Annotated in this window: 15 protein-coding genes and 1 pseudogene; 9 read left to right on the top strand and 7 right to left on the bottom strand. The window is 52.7% G+C overall.

Annotated elements, in window-relative coordinates:
• Position 1 precedes the first annotated feature (1 nt).
• The 3 genes from ACN0YD_RS07370 to ACN0YD_RS07380 form a co-directional block, all read right to left on the bottom strand.
• Positions 2 to 2,140: an RNA degradosome polyphosphate kinase gene (locus tag ACN0YD_RS07370; RefSeq protein ID WP_417318311.1), complete on the bottom strand. Its 2,139-nt coding sequence runs from the start codon at positions 2,138 to 2,140 to the stop codon at positions 2 to 4.
• 73 nt (positions 2,141 to 2,213) lie between these two features.
• Positions 2,214 to 2,888, bottom strand: coding sequence for an HdaA/DnaA family protein (locus ACN0YD_RS07375; RefSeq protein ID WP_417318313.1), 675 nt, complete (start codon positions 2,886 to 2,888; stop codon positions 2,214 to 2,216).
• Entirely contained in the window at positions 2,885 to 4,000 is a 1,116-nt protein-coding gene (locus ACN0YD_RS07380; protein ID WP_417318315.1) for a DUF2066 domain-containing protein, read from the bottom strand. The genes ACN0YD_RS07375 and ACN0YD_RS07380 overlap by 4 nt, the downstream gene beginning before the upstream one ends.
• A gap of 253 nt (positions 4,001 to 4,253) precedes the next feature.
• Between ACN0YD_RS07380 and purM the strand changes: the two genes are divergently transcribed.
• Entirely contained in the window at positions 4,254 to 5,372 is a 1,119-nt protein-coding gene (gene purM / locus ACN0YD_RS07385; RefSeq protein ID WP_417318317.1) for a phosphoribosylformylglycinamidine cyclo-ligase, read from the top strand.
• A gap of 9 nt (positions 5,373 to 5,381) precedes the next feature.
• Positions 5,382 to 6,044: a phosphoribosylglycinamide formyltransferase gene (gene purN / locus ACN0YD_RS07390; RefSeq protein ID WP_417318319.1), complete on the top strand. Its 663-nt coding sequence runs from the start codon at positions 5,382 to 5,384 to the stop codon at positions 6,042 to 6,044.
• A 49-nt stretch (positions 6,045 to 6,093) separates the two neighbouring features.
• On the opposite strand, the pseudogene thiS reads toward purN, so the two are convergent.
• A pseudogene (thiS, locus tag ACN0YD_RS07395) lies at positions 6,094 to 7,057 on the bottom strand (sulfur carrier protein ThiS).
• A 233-nt stretch (positions 7,058 to 7,290) separates the two neighbouring features.
• On the opposite strand from thiS, the gene aroQ reads away from it, so the two are divergent.
• Genes aroQ through aat form a run of 4 tightly spaced genes read left to right on the top strand, consistent with a single transcriptional unit; the run spans position 7,291 to position 10,266 of the window.
• A complete protein-coding gene (aroQ, locus tag ACN0YD_RS07400) occupies positions 7,291 to 7,743 on the top strand; it encodes a type II 3-dehydroquinate dehydratase (protein ID WP_417318321.1) in 453 nt (150 codons plus the stop codon).
• 42 nt (positions 7,744 to 7,785) lie between these two features.
• Positions 7,786 to 8,238: an acetyl-CoA carboxylase biotin carboxyl carrier protein gene (gene accB, locus ACN0YD_RS07405; protein ID WP_417318870.1), complete on the top strand. Its 453-nt coding sequence runs from the start codon at positions 7,786 to 7,788 to the stop codon at positions 8,236 to 8,238.
• Between the two features lie 14 nt (positions 8,239 to 8,252).
• Positions 8,253 to 9,599, top strand: a complete 1,347-nt coding sequence (gene accC / locus ACN0YD_RS07410; protein ID WP_417318323.1) for an acetyl-CoA carboxylase biotin carboxylase subunit — start codon at positions 8,253 to 8,255, stop codon at positions 9,597 to 9,599.
• Between the two features lie 10 nt (positions 9,600 to 9,609).
• On the top strand, positions 9,610 to 10,266 hold the full coding sequence (aat, locus tag ACN0YD_RS07415; RefSeq protein WP_417318325.1) for a leucyl/phenylalanyl-tRNA--protein transferase: 657 nt from the start codon (positions 9,610 to 9,612) through the stop codon (positions 10,264 to 10,266).
• Here the strand turns inward: aat and ACN0YD_RS07420 are convergent.
• The 3 genes from ACN0YD_RS07420 to ACN0YD_RS07430 are packed head-to-tail and all read right to left on the bottom strand — an operon-like array spanning position 10,203 to position 11,490.
• Positions 10,203 to 10,625 carry a DUF2155 domain-containing protein gene (locus ACN0YD_RS07420; protein WP_417318327.1) on the bottom strand — a complete coding sequence of 141 codons (423 nt, stop codon included), beginning with the start codon at positions 10,623 to 10,625 and terminating at the stop codon, positions 10,203 to 10,205. The genes aat and ACN0YD_RS07420 overlap by 64 nt on opposite strands.
• 8 nt (positions 10,626 to 10,633) lie before the next feature.
• Positions 10,634 to 11,080, bottom strand: a complete 447-nt coding sequence (gene mlaD / locus ACN0YD_RS07425) for an outer membrane lipid asymmetry maintenance protein MlaD (protein ID WP_417318328.1) — start codon at positions 11,078 to 11,080, stop codon at positions 10,634 to 10,636.
• Positions 11,081 to 11,103: 23 nt separating this feature from the next.
• Positions 11,104 to 11,490 (bottom strand): NADH:ubiquinone oxidoreductase subunit NDUFA12, encoded by a 387-nt coding sequence (locus tag ACN0YD_RS07430; RefSeq protein ID WP_417318330.1) that lies wholly within the window; start codon positions 11,488 to 11,490, stop codon positions 11,104 to 11,106.
• Between the two features lie 305 nt (positions 11,491 to 11,795).
• Here ACN0YD_RS07430 and ACN0YD_RS07435 point away from each other — a divergent pair, with 305 nt between their 5' ends.
• From ACN0YD_RS07435 to ACN0YD_RS07445, 3 genes are all read left to right on the top strand, one after another.
• Positions 11,796 to 15,422 (top strand): vitamin B12-dependent ribonucleotide reductase, encoded by a 3,627-nt coding sequence (locus ACN0YD_RS07435; protein WP_417318332.1) that lies wholly within the window; start codon positions 11,796 to 11,798, stop codon positions 15,420 to 15,422.
• A gap of 105 nt (positions 15,423 to 15,527) precedes the next feature.
• Positions 15,528 to 17,285, top strand: a complete 1,758-nt coding sequence (locus ACN0YD_RS07440; RefSeq protein WP_417318334.1) for a putative bifunctional diguanylate cyclase/phosphodiesterase — start codon at positions 15,528 to 15,530, stop codon at positions 17,283 to 17,285.
• Positions 17,286 to 17,343: 58 nt separating this feature from the next.
• Entirely contained in the window at positions 17,344 to 18,039 is a 696-nt protein-coding gene (locus ACN0YD_RS07445; protein WP_417318336.1) for a S24 family peptidase, read from the top strand.
• The last annotated feature ends 22 nt before the right edge of the window (positions 18,040 to 18,061 follow it).

An 18,061-nucleotide genomic window follows, 5' to 3' on the forward strand; every position in this document is an offset into this window, starting at 1 on the left:
TTTACTCTTTCAACAGGTGCGGAATTTCGATTCCTTTCAATCCCCCACCCATACCGGAAAGACTTGGGTTTGTCATGAAATAATGATGCGCGGAAAAGGCATCCGGCCCGGCAGGTCGTCTTTTATAGGTGTGATCCGACTGTAAATACCAGCTCTGGGCCCCGTCCTTGAGGTTGGCAACCATGATCTGATCGACGATTTGTGAGTGCACCGTGGGATTTTCCACAGGCACCATGACTTCCACCCGCCGGTCAAAGTTCCGTTGCATCCAGTCGGCGGAGGAAATAAACACTTTTGCCTGATCGGAAGGAAGCTCAGCCCCATTTCCGAAACAGACAATGCGAGAGTGTTCCAGGAACCGCCCAACAATGCTTTTTACCCGGATTTTCTCGGACAGGCCGGGGACACCGGGACGAAGACAACAAATCCCGCGGATCACAAGATCGATTTCCACGCCACTGCAGGAAGCCTCATAAAGCTTGTCGATAATCTTGGGGTCAACCAGCGAATTCATCTTTGCCCAGATGGCGGCAGGTATTCCGGCGGTAGCGTTGGCAATTTCCCGATCGATTTCCTTGATCAGGCGATCGCGAATACCCTGGGGCGATATGGCCACCTTTTCAAGCTGGCGCGGTTTGGCATAGCCGGTCAGATAATTGAAAATATGCACCGCATCGCGGCCAAGCGTCTCGTCGTCGGTGAAAAAGGAAAGGTCCGTATAGATTTTCGCAGTAATCGGGTGATAGTTTCCAGTGCCATAATGAACATAAGTCCTGAGGCTATCGTTTTCCCGACGCACCACCAGTGACACCTTGGCATGGGTTTTCAGTTCAAGAAAACCGTAAACCACCTGGACCCCGGCCCGTTCCATATCGCGGGCCCACTGGATATTCCGGGCTTCATCAAAGCGGGCTTTGAGTTCCACCAGCGCGGTAACCGACTTGCCAGCCTCGGCCGCATCAATCAGGGCGCTGACAATGGGTGAATTCTCACTGGTCCGGTAAAGGGTCTGTTTGATGGCCACCACATTGGGATCGGTAGCTGCCTGACGCAGGAAGCTGACCACCACGTCGAAACTTTCAAAGGGGTGATGAACCACAAAATCCTTTTCCCGGATAGCGGCAAAACAGTCACCGCCATGTTCGCGGATGCGCTGCGGGAAGCGTGGGTTATAAGGTGTAAACTTCAGGTCTGTCCGCTCATCAACAATTAACTGACTTACCTCGGACAGTCCAAGGATACCATCCACCATCACCACTTCATCTTCACTGATGCGAAGTTCCTGCATAACCATTTTCTTCAGTTTGTCCGGTATGCTGGATGTCATCTTGAGACGAATCACATGTCCCCGCCGGCGCCTTTTCAGGGCAGACTCAAACACCCGGACAAGATCCTCGGCCTCTTCGTCCACTTCCATTTCGCTATCGCGAATCAAACGGAAAATGCCTTCGCCAAGAACCCCGTAGTTGGGGAAAAGCTGATCGAGAAACAATCGAATTGTATCTTCAAGGGAAATAAAGCGTATCTCATCCCCCGGCAAACGTATAAAGCGCCGGGCCTGGGGTGGCACCGGTAACAGCGCCATCAGCGGCGCCCCGGTATCTTCACGCTTCAGATCAAGGACCAGACAGAAGCCCAGATTCGGAATGAAGGGAAACGGGTGTGCCGGATCTACAGCCAGCGGTGTGAGGATCGGAAAGATATTTTCCAGGAAATAATCTTCCAGCCATTCGGTATCGCCTTCCGACAGGGCATCTCCCTTGACAAGAAAAATCTTCTCCGCTGCAAGTTCAGTGATAATGCTTTGCCAGCGGCGCTGCTGTTCACTGATGAGCTCTTCCGCCAGTTCATTGATCTGTTTGAGCTGCTGGCCAGGTGTAAGGCCCTCGGGAGTTATTGTTTCCACCCCGGCGTTGATCTGGCCACGGATACCGGCCACCCGGACCATATAGAATTCATCCAGATTGCTTGCGGAAATGGACAGGAAGCGCAGACGCTCAAGCAACGGATGGTTCTCGTTGAAGGATTCTTCCATCACCCGTATGTTGAACCTCAGCCAGGACAGTTCCCGGTTGATATATTTCTCGCTTGCCTCAAAGTCCTCGATATTGATAGGACCTTCAGCGATTTCCTCAGCCATGTATGCTCTCAGTTCAGAAGATATAGTTATCAGATTTTCTACAGGATGATTATTTCATATCTATTACCAAATCTCAATCTTCAAGCGTTTCCAACGCTTTCCGGACCAAAGGAATGGTGATGGGTCTTTTCTCCGTCAGGGCAAGCCGGTCAATCCTCCGCACCGTCCGGCGCACCCCTGCAAAGGAACGGTCTATCCGCGGGAGAAGATAGTCCAGGACTTCAGCCGGAAGTGTAATCTGAAGATCGGCAAACTGCTTGATAATAACGGAAGCGAGCAGGCTGTCATCAGCCCGGCCCAGCTCAATAATAGGGCAACTGAGAATTCTGGACGCAAGATCGGGAAGTCCCATACCCCATGAACGCGGATGACTTCGCGATGTCAAAAGAAGGAAACTTCCTTTTTCTTTCAACCAGTTATAGGTATGAAGAAATTGCTCTTCCCTGCCGGCCCCGGACAGATAGCTGTCCACGTCCTCGAAAATATAGGCTTTTTCCCGTCCAACCAGGGGCTGCCCGAAAAACTCCTCTTCGTTAAGGCGTACGGCATGGCTCCTGTCCTGCCAGACATGGCTGAGGTGCGTTTTGCCACACCCCTCATCACCATAAATGACCAGCACATAGGACAGCCAGTCCGGCCAGCGGTCAATCCAGTCCACAGCATCCTTGTTGGACTCTGCCACCAGGAAATCCTCATGCCCGAACGCCTGCCTGTGCGGCAGATTGAGTGGAAGCTGCTGCGGTGTCATGGTTGCGCCCGCTCCAGGGTAAGGACGACGGTATCCTCAGCCAGCGCCTCACCTTCGGGGGTGGTCCAGTAGACCTCAAAAGCAAATCCCCGCTGGGTCATGGTCAGGAACAACTGATCGAGATCACCGGAGTGGCTGATCGTAATAAGGGCATGGTCCAGTTCCAGTCTGTTCACCGTAAAATCCCTGACCAGGGAGACCGACCTGAGATGTTCCTGTATCCTGACCCAGTCTTTCAGGCCTGCAATCCTGACCTTCAGCTTGATTTCGGATGAAACCCCAAACCGGATCAGTACTTTTTCCCGCCACTGATCGTCCAGCCAGGTCATTGTCGCATCTATGGCGCGACTGTAGAGATCATCTGTCTGCTCCTGCAGATCCACCATATCATCCGCATCCTGAGACAGAGTGATTGCCTCTCGATGAACAGTTCGCCCCTCGAGCCCGCGCCTCAGGGTCAGGACAAGTCTGTACCGGTCACTTCCCAGGTCTCTTTCGAGGGTGGCGATGGCAATCAGGAGATCATCCAGTTTGTTCCTGCGGGCAAATTCGCGGATCTTGACCTCTAGCCCGTCATAGGCCTGCCAGCTGTTAATCAAAAGCTGCTGTGACAGTTCTGAAGGCGGGATAACCGGCTGCACCAGGTTATTCAATCCTCCAAACTGTTCCCACGCCTGTTTCCAGTCGTTGTTCTTTTCCCACAGGAAATAGGCACCGTCCCGTTCCAGCACAGGCAACACGGTTACCGGTGAAGCCAGACTTTCGGCAAAAGGAATTTGTAAAAGCGCGAGAAGGTCGTAGATCTTGTTGCGGCTGAAATGAATCGTCAATGTGGCAATATAGCGAATACTTGAATTACGCTCGTCCAGAATTTCAAAACCGCTGATCAACTCGCGTACCTGCCGGTCGTCAAAATACGGCAGCCTGGACAGGTCTCCGGGACGAAGGATTTTTTTAAACAGCTTCTGCAGGGCTTCTCTCTGGCCGCTCAGCAATGCGACACGGCGGGCCTCATTGACTGTCTCGCTGGTCTGGTCGATCTTGATATCATAAATCGTATAGGTGCGCGCCACCCGTCCGTCGCCATCATCCGCCTGCACTGCAGTAATCATAAAGCAATACATTAGGAAAATTATATATCTTTTTATTTTTACTATATTTATAGACAATATTCTTCTTCCAGTTCGATGACTGTTTACCTCTGGCGGGCAACATTTCATATTATATGCATCGCCCGAACTGCCACATATGACCAGATATAGCACGAAGCGAAAAAAGTCATAATCAAAAATGACTGTGGCATTTTCGTGAAATGCCCCTTATATCTGGGCATCTGAACGAGACTTATTTCCGGGATATACAACGTTGAGCGAAAACAAGCAGAAAACTTCCTATACCTACAAGGATGCAGGCGTCGATATTGATGCCGGCAATGCCCTGGTCGATGCCATCAAGCCGGCAGCCGCCTCAACAAAACGCTCTGGTGTGACCGACGACCTTGGCGGCTTCGGCGCTCTTTTTGACCTGAAAGCGGCAGGATATAAAGATCCGATCCTGGTATCCGGCACTGACGGTGTGGGAACAAAACTCAAGATCGCCATAGATTCCGGCATTCACAACACTGTTGGCGTCGATCTTGTTGCCATGTGCGTAAACGATTTGATTGTCCAGGGGGCAGAGCCCCTGTTCTTTCTCGATTATTTTGCCACCGGGCACCTGTCCGTTGATGCCGGACGGGATATCGTCGGCGGTATCGCCGAGGGTTGTCGCCAGGCCAATGCCGCGTTGATTGGTGGAGAAACGGCGGAAATGCCCGGCATGTACGCAGATGGAGATTATGACCTTGCCGGTTTTTGCGTCGGCGCCGTGGAGCGGGAAGAGATTCTGAGCGGAGAGACAATTGCTCCCGGAGATATTGTGCTCGGCCTCGCGTCCAGCGGCATTCATTCCAACGGATTTTCCCTCGTCCGCCGGCTGGTAGCGGACAGCGGCCTCGGCTATGCCGATCCCTGCCCCTTTGACAAAAACAAGACATTCGGCGAAGCCCTGCTTACCCCCACCCGGATTTACGTGAAAAGCTGCCTTGCCAATCTGAAGGAAGGTACCCTGAAGGGATTGAGCCATATAACCGGCGGTGGATTTGTGGAAAATATCCCGCGCGTTCTGCCGAAGAATGTAGCCGTGGAAGTTGATGCCGGCACCTGGACCCTGCCCCCCGTCTTTGACTGGCTCCGCACCCAGGGTAATATCACCGCCGCGGAAATGGCCAAGACGTTTAATTGCGGAATCGGCATGGCGGTTGTTGTTGCTGCGGAAAATGCCGACCGGGCCAGAAATATTTTTGAAGACAATGGTGAGACCGTCTACACCATAGGGCGTGTTGTGGAGCGCACCGACGGCGCCCCGGCCACCGTTGTCAACGGCAATGCCGGCGACTGGGGCTATTCCGAGACCTGGACGGCCATTTCGGCCGGTAAGAAATAAGAGAGTCATATGCTTGATGTAGCAGTCTTAATTTCCGGACGTGGCAGTAATTTGCAGGCCCTGATCGACGCCTGTGCTGACGAGGAATTCCCCGCCCGCATCGTCCGGGTTATTTCCAACAATGCCAAAGCCTATGGCCTGAAACGGGCAAAAGAGGCCGGCATTGCCACGTCGGTCATCAGTCACAAGGATTATGAAAGCAAAGAGGCCTTCGAAGAGGCCCTGGATAAGGAGTTGAATGCCTGCAAAGCCAAGATGATCTGCCTTGCCGGCTTCATGCGTATACTCGAACCCCGGTTTGTGAATCGCTGGAAAGACCGTATCCTGAACATTCACCCTTCGCTGCTGCCCTCTTTCAAAGGGCTTCACACCCATGAGCGGGCTCTGGAGGCCGGAGTGCGTTTTACCGGTTGCACAGTTCACATTGTCCGGCCGGAAATGGATGACGGCCCGATCATTCTGCAGGCTGCCGTAGCGGTCAATCCCGATGAAACGGCCGATGAGCTGGCAGCACGCATTCTTGAGTATGAGCATATTATCTATCCGGAAGCCCTGCGCCTGATGGCCAGTGGAAGAGCCCGGGTAGCCGGGGACAAAGTGATGATTGAATCCGCTACCTATCCGGACGGCGGCTGGATCAATCCCCTGCCCGGCGACGACATAGAAGTCTGATTAAAAAAGGGAGCCACAGGCTCCCTTTTTTTTGACTTTTCCCTGGGCCTTAGATCAGGCCCGCCAGCGGCGAGGACGGATCTGCATAAAGTTTTCTGCCCATACGACCGGCGAGATATGCTTCCCGTCCAGCCTCAACAGCCAGTTTCATGGCCCGCGCCATCCTGACAGGATCTTTCGCCTCGGCAATGGCCGTGTTCATCAACACCCCGTCACAGCCCAGTTCCATGGCTACTGCTGCATCTGACGCCGTACCCACACCGGCATCGACAAGCACGGGGACATTTGACTGTTCCACAATCAGGCGTATCTGAACCGGATTCTGAATACCGAGGCCCGACCCGATCGGCGCACCAAGCGGCATAATCGCGCAACAGCCCATGTCTTCAAGCACTTTGGCCTGGATCGGGTCATCGCTGCAATAAACCATCACGTCGAAACCCTCTTTGATCAGGACTTCCGCCGCCTTCAATGTTTCCGGCATGTTGGGATACAGGGTTTTCTGATCGCCAAGAACCTCAAGTTTCACCAACTTCCAGCCACCGGCTTCCCGGGCAAGCCTGAGAGTGCGCAGCGCATCATCGGCCGTAAAACAGCCTGCCGTATTCGGCAGATAGGTGTATTTTTTCGGGTCGATGAAGTCCACAAGCATGGGCTGCTTTGGATCGGTCACATTAACCCGGCGTACCGCCACAGTCACGATCTCCGCGCCCGAGGCCTCCAGGGCAGCGGCATTTTCCTCAAATGATTTGTATTTTCCTGTTCCCACGATCAGGCGCGAAGAGAATTTCCGGCCTGCAACTTCAAATGTGTCAGTCAATTTTTCCACCACCAATAAAATGTACTATTTCCAGCTGGTCACCATCTTGAATCTGAACCTGCTGATATGTTGTTTTCGGCACAATTTCCAGATTTCGCTCCACGGCGACCTTACCCGGATTGATGTCCAGCTTTTCCAGCAATTCATGCAGGGTCAACTGATTTTCAAAACTATGCTCATCGCCGTTTATCATCAAGCTGATCAATGATCTGATCCTTTTTAATTCTTAAGACTTTGCAGGATTAAAGCAATCCTTTATAGTTCGCAAATATTTTGACCACAAAAAGCTCCGTCAAGGGAGCGTCAACCGACAAGTGACGATTCCGGTTTTCAAACCGTTCTTAACTGATTATACAGGACATCCAGATAATTTTCCGGCAGGATCGGTATATTATCCGAAGGACACAATAGAACAAGAAGGCTTTTATGACAGAGAGCACTCCAGGAAATATTCTGGTGATCAACGGCCCAAACCTGAATCTGCTGGGCACACGTGAACCGGAAATTTACGGCAAAGAGACCCTTTCCGACATCGAGGAAAAGTGCAAGGCCCATGCCGCCCGCCTGGATCTGTCCGTGATTTTTCGCCAGAGTAACTCCGAAGGTGAAATCGTTGACTGGATTCACGAGGCCAGAAACAATGCACAGGCTATTATCATCAATGCCGGTGCCTATACACACACCTCTGTCGCGCTGATGGATGCTCTTCTCGCCGTGGAATTGCCGGTGGTCGAGGTGCATCTGTCAAACATATTCAAACGTGAGGAATTCCGTCATCATTCCTATATATCTCCAGCTTCTGTTGGCGTTATATGCGGTTTTGGCAGCCGGGGATACCTGATGGCACTTGACGCCCTCACCGAGACAATTAAAAAATAATCGAGAATTTATAAAACAAGGGACTACAACCAGATGTCAAAAATGCACGTCGATCAGGAACTAATTCGCGACCTGGCAGCACTGCTTAACGAAACTGACCTTACCGAAATCGAGGTTGAGGACGGCGATCGCAAGATCAAGGTCTGCCGCAATGTTACGGTTGCAGCTGCAGCTGTTGCCGCACCTGCCGCTGTAGCGGCCGCACCCGCTGGTGCTGCCGGTGTAGAACAAGCGGGTGGCGAAGCACAGGCTGCCGATCATCCGGGTGCCGTTTTGTCCCCCATGGTGGGAACGGTCTATTCTGCTCCCGAGCCGGAATCCGACAACTTTATCAAGGTTGGGGACAAGGTAAGTGCCGGTGATACGCTGCTGATTGTGGAAGCCATGAAAGTCATGAACCACATCCATGCCCCCAAGTCCGGTACGGTCACGCAGATCCTGGTTGAAAATGCCCAGCCAGTTGAATATGGCGAGCCTCTGGTGATTATTGAATAAGGTTCCAGACACATATGTTTGATAAAGTTCTTATAGCCAACCGGGGCGAGATCGCCCTGCGGATTCACAGAGCCTGCAGGGAAATGGGTATTCATACGGTTGCCGTTCATTCGGAAGCCGATGAAAATGCCATGCATGTCCGTCTCGCTGATGAAAGCGTCTGTATCGGCCCTGCACCCTCGGCGGATAGCTACCTGAATATTCCGGCCATTATTGCCGCGGCTGAAATCACAAATGCGGATGCAATCCATCCCGGATACGGTTTCCTGTCGGAAAACGAGAAATTTGCCGAAATCGTTGAACAGCATAACATCGCCTTTATCGGCCCCACGGCGCAGCATATTCGCGTCATGGGCGACAAGATTTCGGCCAAGGACACCGTCAAAAAGCTCGGTATTCCGGTTGTTCCGGGCTCCGAAGGCGAAGTCAGGGATTTTGAAACCGCCTCCAAGGTGGCCAAAGAAATCGGATATCCCGTAATCGTCAAAGCTGCCGCAGGCGGCGGCGGTCGTGGCATGAAAGTGGTACATAACGAAGGCGAGCTCCAGAATGCAGTAAGTTCTGCCAGAACAGAAGCCAAGGCGGCCTTCGGCGATGACGCGGTCTATCTGGAAAAGTTCCTCACCCTGCCCCGGCATATTGAACTTCAGATTTTGGCAGATGAACACGGGAACTGTATTCACCTCGGCGAACGGGATTGTTCACTGCAGCGACGGCACCAGAAGGTGCTGGAAGAGGCCCCCTCACCGGCGCTTAATGCGGACGAGCGAGAAAAAATCGGTGACGTTGTCGCGAAGGCCATCCAGGGGCTTGGCTACCGCGGCGCCGGCACAATCGAGTTCCTGTATGAAAACGGCGAATTCTATTTCATCGAAATGAATACCCGCCTGCAGGTGGAGCATCCGGTGACCGAGATGATTACCGGTGTGGACTTGGTGCGGGAACAGATTCGTATTGCCGCAGGGCTGCCTCTGTCCCTGAAACAGGAAGATATCACGTTCTCCGGCCATGCGATCGAATGCCGTATCAATGCAGAAGACCCCTTTACCTTCATGCCCTCGCCTGGGAAAATCGGTGACTATCATACGCCGGGCGGTCTTGGAGTCCGGGTGGATTCAGCCCTTTACAGCGGCTATACCATTCCGCCTTACTATGACAGCATGATTGCCAAACTGATCGTACATGGCAAAACCCGTAACGAATGTCTGATGCGTCTGCGTCGCGCCCTCGAAGAATATGTGATCGACGGGATCAAGACGACGATCCCGCTGCATCAGCGGTTGATCCGGGAAACCGACTTCATGAACGGCGCCTATGACATCCACTGGCTGGAGAACTTCCTGAACAACCTGGACGACTGAACCTGGAGAAATGACGGAGATAACAGCAGAACTTCTGCTACATGCCTATAGCCAGGGTATTTTCCCCATGGGAGAAAGTGCCGACAGCGATGAAATATTCTGGGTCGATCCCGAGCTCCGCGGGATCTTCCCCTTCGAACGGTTTCATGTCCCATCCAGACTTGCGCGTAAAATCCGAAAACAGCCCTTCGAGATAAGGCTCGATACCGCTTTCCGTGATGTGATGAAGGCCTGTGCGGAAACCATTCCTGATACAGAACGCGACAATACATGGATCAACGACACCATCCTTGATCGCTATTATGAACTATTCAAAATGGGGTTTGCCCATTCCGTCGAATGCTGGCGAGAGGATAAACTGGTTGGTGGACTATATGGCGTCTCTATAGGGGGAGCCTTTTGCGGGGAAAGTATGTTTCACAAGGAAACCGACGCCAGCAAAGTCGCCCTTGTCTATCTGGTCGCCCGACTGAAAAAAGCAGGCTACACACTGCTGGATACCCAGTTCGTTACTGACCATCTGGAGAAATTCGGTGCGGTGGAAATCCCGAGAATGGAATATAAGGCCAGGCTGGCCCGCGCCCTGGAGCTTGAACCGGATTTTTATTCGCTGGGGGGAGATGCCTCGCCGGAGACCATTTTACATCTGGTGACCCAGATATCATAAACCGGATGTTCCAGCGGGGATACGGCCGGGCTAGAAGCAAACATCCAGCCACTGAAAACCTTTTCCGATTTTTTGCCCTGCCCTATATCAGTGATCTCGAGAAAGGCAACACTTTCCGGTGTTTCTTCCGGCGGGTTTGAGCGGCAATGGCGCATGACAATCTCCAGTGTGCCAAAACGTACCGGTTCATTCTGTCGCGCCTCGATACTGGAAAGCCGGGCCGTAATCTTGTCCAGAGCGCCAAGCACAACCACAGGCACTTTGCGTTCTTCCGCCAGTGTCGGAAATTCCTCGGCAGCCGCAATGGACACCAGGAAAGCCTGGCAGGTGAACAGAGCAATAAAGATAAGATTACGCATGACGAAGGTTACTCCTCGTCGCCGGACCCTGCGAATTTGTCCAGCAGCCCCAGAAGATCAACAGATCCCTGGGTATCAAGAATTTCATCCCCGTCCTGGAGGAACTCGTCACTCCCACCGGGATCAAGGGCAAGGTAGTTTCCGCCCAGAAGTCCTTCTGCGGTAATTTTTGCAAAGGTATCCTCCGGGATATTGATGTCCGGGTTAACAGTAAATTCAACCACGGCCATAAAGGTATCCGAATCAATATACTGTTTGACCACGCTGCCGACCTTGATGCCGCTGACGCGCACGTCGCTGCCCACAACCAGACCGTCAATTTTGTCAAATTTCGCCTTGAGGTGAACGCCGCCATTGGACGTTAGATTGGCGTGGGTATATGCGAAATAGAGAAAGCTTGCGGCGATAACTAGAACCACACCTCCGACAAGGGTTTCAACCAGATTATTTCGCATACGACAAACTCCTGCTTTCGGGATCAGCTGTTCGGTGTCCAGGCCTTATAGTCGCCTGTGGTTTTGGGACGATCGCCGGCAGCATTCAAACTGCCTGTGGGATAATAGGCCTCTACTGTCCCGGTCAGATTGGGCTGATGTTCCTTTTCCCAAGACTTTACCACCGGAGGACGCTCGACCGGTGTCTCATCAATGGTGTAATGTAACCAGGCATGCCACTCGGGAGGGACACGCGAGGCCTCGATTTCACCGTTGAACATCACCCAGCGCTTTTTGCCTTTTTTCTCACGATAGTAGACGTTGCCCTGGTCGTCTTCACCCACCTTTTCACCATTAAGGCCGGTAAATACCCAGGTGCCAATTGTACTGTCATGCCACCATGTGAAAATTCTCTTGAGCAAGGAAAACATATTTCTGTCAATCCCACCTTTTGTCAAAGTTCATCATTCTATACCGCGCCCGCCCCCACAGAACAACCTAAAACATTGGCAGACGATAATTATTATCCGGCCCGAAAGCGGCATTTTCATGATTGCCTCTCACAGGAATATAGCCCGATCAGGTTAACCATCCCTTTCCGACTCGATAGACACAAGATGTAGTTCATGCGGACGTGTCAAACACAATATATAAGAAAAATATCTGGAGCATTAACCAAGAGTCAGATACACTTCGTCAATCATAAATTTGTCAAATATGCCCCCGGGGAATATAAATGAAGGTAAAACGTCGCTTTACGTCGCCAGACCAGTCGCCATACCACAACATTGGCTTCAGAACCACGGACAGTGAAATCCGCAACCCGGACGGAACCGTTGTTTTTGAGCTCAGAGAAATTGAGGTGCCGGAAGGCTGGAGCCAGGTAGCCGCGGACATTATTGCGCAGAAATATTTCCGCAAGGCCGGCGTTCCCCAGCATCTTCGTCCCGTCCCCGAAGCCGATGTGCCTGAATGGCTGTGGCGTCACGAGGCCGATGTGGAGGCACTGGAAGCCCTGCCCGAAGACAAAAGGACAGGTCCGGAAAAAAGTGCCCGGCAGGTCTTTAACCGCCTTGCCGGGACCTGGACCTACTGGGGCTGGAAAGGCGGCTATTTTAGTCACGAAAGCGATGCCCATGCTTTCTATGACGAGCTCAGGTTTATGCTTGCCAACCAGATGTGTGCGCCTAATTCGCCACAATGGTTTAATACCGGCCTGCACTGGGCCTACAGCATTGACGGGCCGGCCCAGGGACACTTCTATGTGGATTATGAGACAAACAAACTGACCAAATCCAAAAGCTCCTATGAACATCCCCAGCCCCACGCCTGTTTTATCCAGGGTGTGGACGATGATCTGGTCAATGACGGCGGCATTATGGATCTCTGGACCCGGGAAGCCCGCCTGTTCAAATACGGTTCCGGCACCGGCAGCAACTTTTCCAACATCCGCGGCTCGGGTGAGCCCCTGTCCGGTGGCGGCAAGTCATCGGGACTGATGAGCTTCCTGAAAATTGGCGACCGGGCTGCCGGGGCGATCAAGTCCGGCGGCACGACGCGCCGGGCGGCAAAAATGGTGATTGTGGATATCGATCATCCGGATGTTGAGGATTTCATCAACTGGAAAGTCAGGGAAGAGCAGAAGGTCGCCGCCCTCGTTACCGGTTCAAAAATTGTAGAGAAACATCTGCAGGAAATCATGACCGCCTGCCAGGATAAATCCCTGGAGGAAGAGGACGCCTGCAATCCGGAGATGAACGCCGCCCTGAAAACAGCCATTCTTGCGGCGCGCAATTCTCTTGTCAGCGAAAACTATATCCAGCGGGTCATCCAGTTCGCCAAACAGGGCTTTACGGAAATAGAGTTTGAAACCTATGATACCGACTGGGATTCCGAAGCCTATATGACCGTGTCCGGGCAGAATTCGAACAACTCGGTCCGGGTAACGGATGACTTCCTTCAGACAGTTCTGGACGATGGCGACTGGGATCTGATTAACCGTGGCAATCACAGGGTCAGTAAGACAGTCAAGGCGCGCGCCCTTTGGGAAGACATTGCCCTGTCCGCCTGGCAGTGTGCAGACCCGGGCATCCAGTATCATACCACCATCAATGACTGGCATACCTGCCCGCAGTCCGGACAGATTCGGGCGTCCAACCCCTGCTCCGAATATATGTTCCTGGACAATACGGCCTGCAATCTGGCCTCCCTGAACCTGATGAAGTTCAGAACAGCGGATGATGGATTCGACGTGGACAGCTTCGAGCATGCGGTCACCCTGTGGACCATTGTTCTTGAGGTTTCCGTTCTGATGGCCCAGTTCCCGTCTAAGGAAATCGCCAGACTGAGCTTTGACTTCCGAACCCTGGGGCTCGGTTTTGCCAATATTGGTGGCCTGATCATGGCCTCCGGCATGGGCTATGACAGTGATGAGGGACGCGCCCTGTGCGGCGCCATTTCCGCATTGATGACGGGTACCGCCTATCGCACCTCCGCCGAGATGGCGCGGGAACTGGGCGCCTTTCCCTCCTATGCGGCAAACAAGGACGACATGTTGCGGGTCATTCGCAATCATCGGCGGGCCGCCTGGGGTAACGACGAGGGATATGAAGAGCTTTCCACAACACCGGTCGCCCTTGATATCGCCAGTTGTCCCTTCCCCGAAATAGCCACTGCTGCCGGCAGGGTCTGGGACCAGGCCCTGGAGATCGGCACCCTGCACGGATACCGCAACGCCCAGGTCAGCGTGATTGCGCCGACGGGGACTATCGGTCTGGTCATGGACTGCGATACCACCGGCATCGAGCCCGATTTCTCGCTTGTCAAATACAAGAAACTGGCAGGTGGAGGTCATTTCAAGATCATCAACCGGCTGGTGCCGACGGCCCTCAAAACGCTTGGCTACAGCCCGAAACAGATCGATGAAATGGCCAAATACGCCGTCGGGCACGGCACCCTCGCGGGCGCACCCCACATTAATCATGAAAGTCTGAAGGCCAAGGGTTTCTCACAGGCTCAGCTGGATGTACTGGAAAGCAACATCGCCAGCGCCTTCGACATCAGCTTTGCCTTTAATCACTGGATTCTGGGACGGGATTTCTGTCGGGACGTGCTTGGCTTCGCCGACGAACAACTTGACGATCTCACGTTCAATATGCTCGAGGCACTGGGCTTCGACAAGAAACAGATTGAGGAAGCCAACCTCTATTGCAGCGGCACCATGACCCTGGAAGGCGCCCCCTACCTAAAGGACCATCATCTTCCGGTATTCGATTGTGCCAATCCTTGCGGCAGGATCGGAAAAAGATTCCTCAGCCCCGAAAGCCATATCCGCATGATGGCAGCGGCTCAGCCCTTTATTTCCGGGGCCATTTCCAAAACCGTCAATATGCCCAATTCAGCTACGGTCGAGGACTGCAAGAGCGCCTATATGCTGTCCTGGAATCTTGGCCTGAAAGCCAATGCCATTTACCGCGATGGTTCAAAACTTTCACAGCCACTGAATGTTTCCCTGCTGGAGGAGGATGAGGTAAATGAGGATATTCCTCTGCCGGAAAAGACCCGAATTGTTGCTGAGCGTATTGTAGAACGCATTGTCGAGCAGGCTGGGCCTGCCGAACGGCGCAAACTGCCGACACGGCGCAAGGGCTATACCCAGAAAGCCATGGTCGGCGGTCACAAGGTCTATCTCAGAACCGGTGAATATGATGACGGCACCCTGGGCGAGATTTTTATCGATATGCACAAGGAAGGCGCCGCCTTCCGCAGTCTGATGAATAATTTCGCCATTGCCCTGTCCATTGGCCTTCAATACGGCGTTCCGTTGGAAGAATATGTGGATGCCTTTACCTTTACCCGCTTCGAGCCGTCCGGACAGGTTGTCGGAAACGATGCCATCAAGATGGCAACTTCTGTGCTCGACTATATCTTCCGGGAACTGGCAGTTTCCTATCTGGGGCGCAATGACCTGGCCCACGTCAACCCCGAAGATCTGATGCCTGATTCTATCGGCAATGGTGAAGAGACCCGAACCGCGGAGCCGGCGACCGAACAGACACTGGACCGCGTAATTGGTCTCGCGAGCACGGGATATGTCAGGAAAAGCAACCTTTATGTCCTGAATACAACCGCTGAGTCGAAGGATAGCGAAATCACGATGGAGGCGTCTTCCCTGTCATCCACAACGCAGGCTGTCGTAAATGCCACAGTTGTCACCAGCGAAACCCTGAACAGCGAGGTCCTTCAGGCCAGAATGAAGGGATATGAAGGCGATGCCTGTCAGGAATGCGGAAATTTCACCATGGTCCGAAACGGAACATGCCTGAAATGTGACAGTTGCGGCGCAACCAGCGGGTGTTCCTGAAGCTAAAAGTTTACGAAATATTTACACAATTCACTCACCCTGATGAGCTCGTATACTAATCCGGCTCCTATAAACGTACGTGTAACCCAGGGTGAGAGTTCAGGCATGCTTCCTTCACAGAAGACGCCATATCTTTTCAGAGACAACAAACCGAGATTCAGCGTCCCGAATGACGACCGCATATTCAGCAGGCAACTTGCCGACGGTGTGGGAGAAATCGAGGTTGTTGGTGACACCGATTTCATATTCAGCCAGTCCAGCGATGAACTTATCTCTTGTATCAGTTACGGGCAGCAAAACCCCATTGGCAAACTGGTCAGCGAAATTGACTGGCTCGATGACGGCAATCAATTGCAGAGCGCCCTTGAAGAGGCCGCAAGAAGCTTTGAAAACATTGACCTTAGCTGGAATTTCACCCGTCCGGACATGGAGGAAGTTTCTCTCTTCTGTCGCCTCATTCCTCTCAAATCATCGGAAGGACAAATCGAAAAATTCATTCTTCTGACTGCGGACAATAGTATCGAAACAGCATTTGAAAGAGAGCTGGAACGATATACCTACTACGACAGCCTGACCAACCTGCCCAACAAACATCATTTTTACCAGATTATCGAAAACCGTTTTGGAGACGATATCCCGCTCGGGGAAACGGCCGTTCTGTTTGTCAATATTTTCAAGCTCCAGCGAATCAACGAGAGCTATGGATATGAAGTGGGCGACGACCTGCTGCGCGAAGTTGCTCACCTGATACAGAACTGCCTGCCCGCTGAAGCTATTCTGGCCAGATTTGACGGCGACAAATTTGTCGTTCTTCTGGCCGATGAAGACATGCATAATGCTGAAAGCGAGGCCCGGGCCCTGGCTGACAGCATCCATCACGAACTGGGCCGCAAGATCAGGCTTGGCGGACAGTATCTTCAGGTTGCCGCTACAATCGGGATCTCCTCCGGGAGCTCCAGCCTGCACGACCTGATCAATCTGATTCAGGATGCTCATATGGCGATGCAGCGGATTAACGGTCTGAGTTCCGACAGAACCCTGGTGTATCGTCCCGAGCTGAAAACCCGTGCACAGTCCCTTCTGCGCATGGAAAACGAATTGAGCCACGCCATTGAGAACAACCAGCTGGAACTTCACTATCAGCCGATTATCAACCTTAGCACCGGAATCATAACCGGCTTTGAAGCCCTGACCAGGTGGAAACACCCGGAACGGGGAATGATTTCACCGGTCGAGTTCATACCCATCGCCGAGGATACCGGGATGATCATGCCTATGGGGCGCTGGTGCATGAATACAGCCTGCCGCCAGTTGGCGGACTGGATTCAGAAATATCCTTCGGCGTCCTCGTTGAAAATGAATGTCAATGTCTCCAATATCCAGATTGCCGAAGATGACATTGTCGCGGTAACCCGTGACGCTCTTTATCAATCCGGGCTTCAGGGGGATCACCTCAAACTGGAGATCACCGAATCAACGCTGGTTGAAAACTCGGATCTTGCCCGGGATATTCTGCTTGACCTGAAATCCCTGAACATCAGCCTGGCCATTGACGATTTCGGCACCGGCTATTCGTCACTCAGCTACCTCAATCGATTCCCGGCGGACACCTTAAAAATTGACCGCTCATTCATCAGCCAGATGAACAACAGTGAGGACAGCCTGAAAATCGTCCACATCATCACCAACCTGGCCATGACCCTGGGTATGGATCTCGTGGCGGAAGGCATTGAAGAGGAAAGCCAGTTGGCCATTCTCAGAAACCTGGGCTGCCATGCCGGCCAGGGCTATCTTTTCGCCCGCCCCCTTCCCGCTCATGAAGCCGAAGAGCTTCTGAACAAAACCACGCTACATCAAATTTAACAGTTCCCAAATCCTGTAATAGTCCTATAATGCCTATTCATATTTTGCGGGGCAGGAAATGGACTACAACCGTTACTACAGGCAGATACGGGAGAAGCTGGATCATCTTATCCGCACCAGCGCCTCAGAGGATTATGCCTCTGTCTCCGCCCTGATCGGCAAGAACCACGCCTATATCCAGCAATATATCAAGCGGGGCGTCCCCAAATGCCTCAATGACCGGGATCTTGCCAGAATCATGGATCATTTCAGTCTGGAAAGCGATTATTTCGGTTCACCGGCAGACTTTCCCACCCCGTCCCCATCCGGAGCTGCCCTGCCCGGGGACTTTTCTCCCGACGACTATGTTCTGGTAAATGTTTATGACATTCATGCCGCGGCCGGCGCCGGCGCCTTTGCCGACAATAATGACATCCACAACCGGCTCGCCTTCCGCAAGAGCTGGATCAGGACCAGTTCGAATGCACCAGCAGAAGATCTGGCCGTTATCACAGTTTCCGGTGACAGCATGTCGCCTACTCTGCAGGACGGCGACCATATTCTGGTGGATATGAGCGAACGGCATATCCGGAATGACGGGATTTATGTGCTCAGAAATGATGACATGCTACTGGTGAAAAGAATTTCAATCAACCCGATCACCAGGCTGTGTACGATAAAGAGCGACAATCCGCTCTATGAAGCCTGGAACGATTGCGAGCCCGACGCCCTGGATATTCTGGGCCGTATCATCTGGATGGGCCGGAAAATATAGCAGATGATTGCTGATAGGAAAA

The organism is Emcibacter sp. (assembly GCF_048269205.1).
In the GTDB taxonomy this organism is placed as follows: Bacteria; Pseudomonadota; Alphaproteobacteria; order Sphingomonadales; family Emcibacteraceae; genus Emcibacter.

Excerpts from the sequence above, each read along its gene's own strand:
- ACN0YD_RS07370 (WP_417318311.1), bottom strand. The coding sequence starts at position 2,140 with ATGGCTGAGGAAATCGCTGAAGGTCCTATCAATATCGAGGACTTTGAG.
- aroQ (WP_417318321.1), top strand. The coding sequence starts at position 7,291 with ATGACAGAGAGCACTCCAGGAAATATTCTGGTGATCAACGGCCCAAAC.
- mlaD (WP_417318328.1), bottom strand. The coding sequence starts at position 11,080 with ATGCGAAATAATCTGGTTGAAACCCTTGTCGGAGGTGTGGTTCTAGTT.
- ACN0YD_RS07440 (WP_417318334.1), top strand. The coding sequence starts at position 15,528 with ATGCTTCCTTCACAGAAGACGCCATATCTTTTCAGAGACAACAAACCG.
- purN (WP_417318319.1), top strand. The coding sequence starts at position 5,382 with ATGCTTGATGTAGCAGTCTTAATTTCCGGACGTGGCAGTAATTTGCAG.
- ACN0YD_RS07430 (WP_417318330.1), bottom strand. The coding sequence starts at position 11,490 with ATGTTTTCCTTGCTCAAGAGAATTTTCACATGGTGGCATGACAGTACA.
- ACN0YD_RS07420 (WP_417318327.1), bottom strand. The coding sequence starts at position 10,625 with ATGCGTAATCTTATCTTTATTGCTCTGTTCACCTGCCAGGCTTTCCTG.
- ACN0YD_RS07445 (WP_417318336.1), top strand. The coding sequence starts at position 17,344 with ATGGACTACAACCGTTACTACAGGCAGATACGGGAGAAGCTGGATCAT.
- accC (WP_417318323.1), top strand. The coding sequence starts at position 8,253 with ATGTTTGATAAAGTTCTTATAGCCAACCGGGGCGAGATCGCCCTGCGG.
- ACN0YD_RS07435 (WP_417318332.1), top strand. The coding sequence starts at position 11,796 with ATGAAGGTAAAACGTCGCTTTACGTCGCCAGACCAGTCGCCATACCAC.
- accB (WP_417318870.1), top strand. The coding sequence starts at position 7,786 with ATGCACGTCGATCAGGAACTAATTCGCGACCTGGCAGCACTGCTTAAC.
- ACN0YD_RS07380 (WP_417318315.1), bottom strand. The coding sequence starts at position 4,000 with ATGATTACTGCAGTGCAGGCGGATGATGGCGACGGACGGGTGGCGCGC.
- ACN0YD_RS07375 (WP_417318313.1), bottom strand. The coding sequence starts at position 2,888 with ATGACACCGCAGCAGCTTCCACTCAATCTGCCGCACAGGCAGGCGTTC.
- aat (WP_417318325.1), top strand. The coding sequence starts at position 9,610 with ATGACGGAGATAACAGCAGAACTTCTGCTACATGCCTATAGCCAGGGT.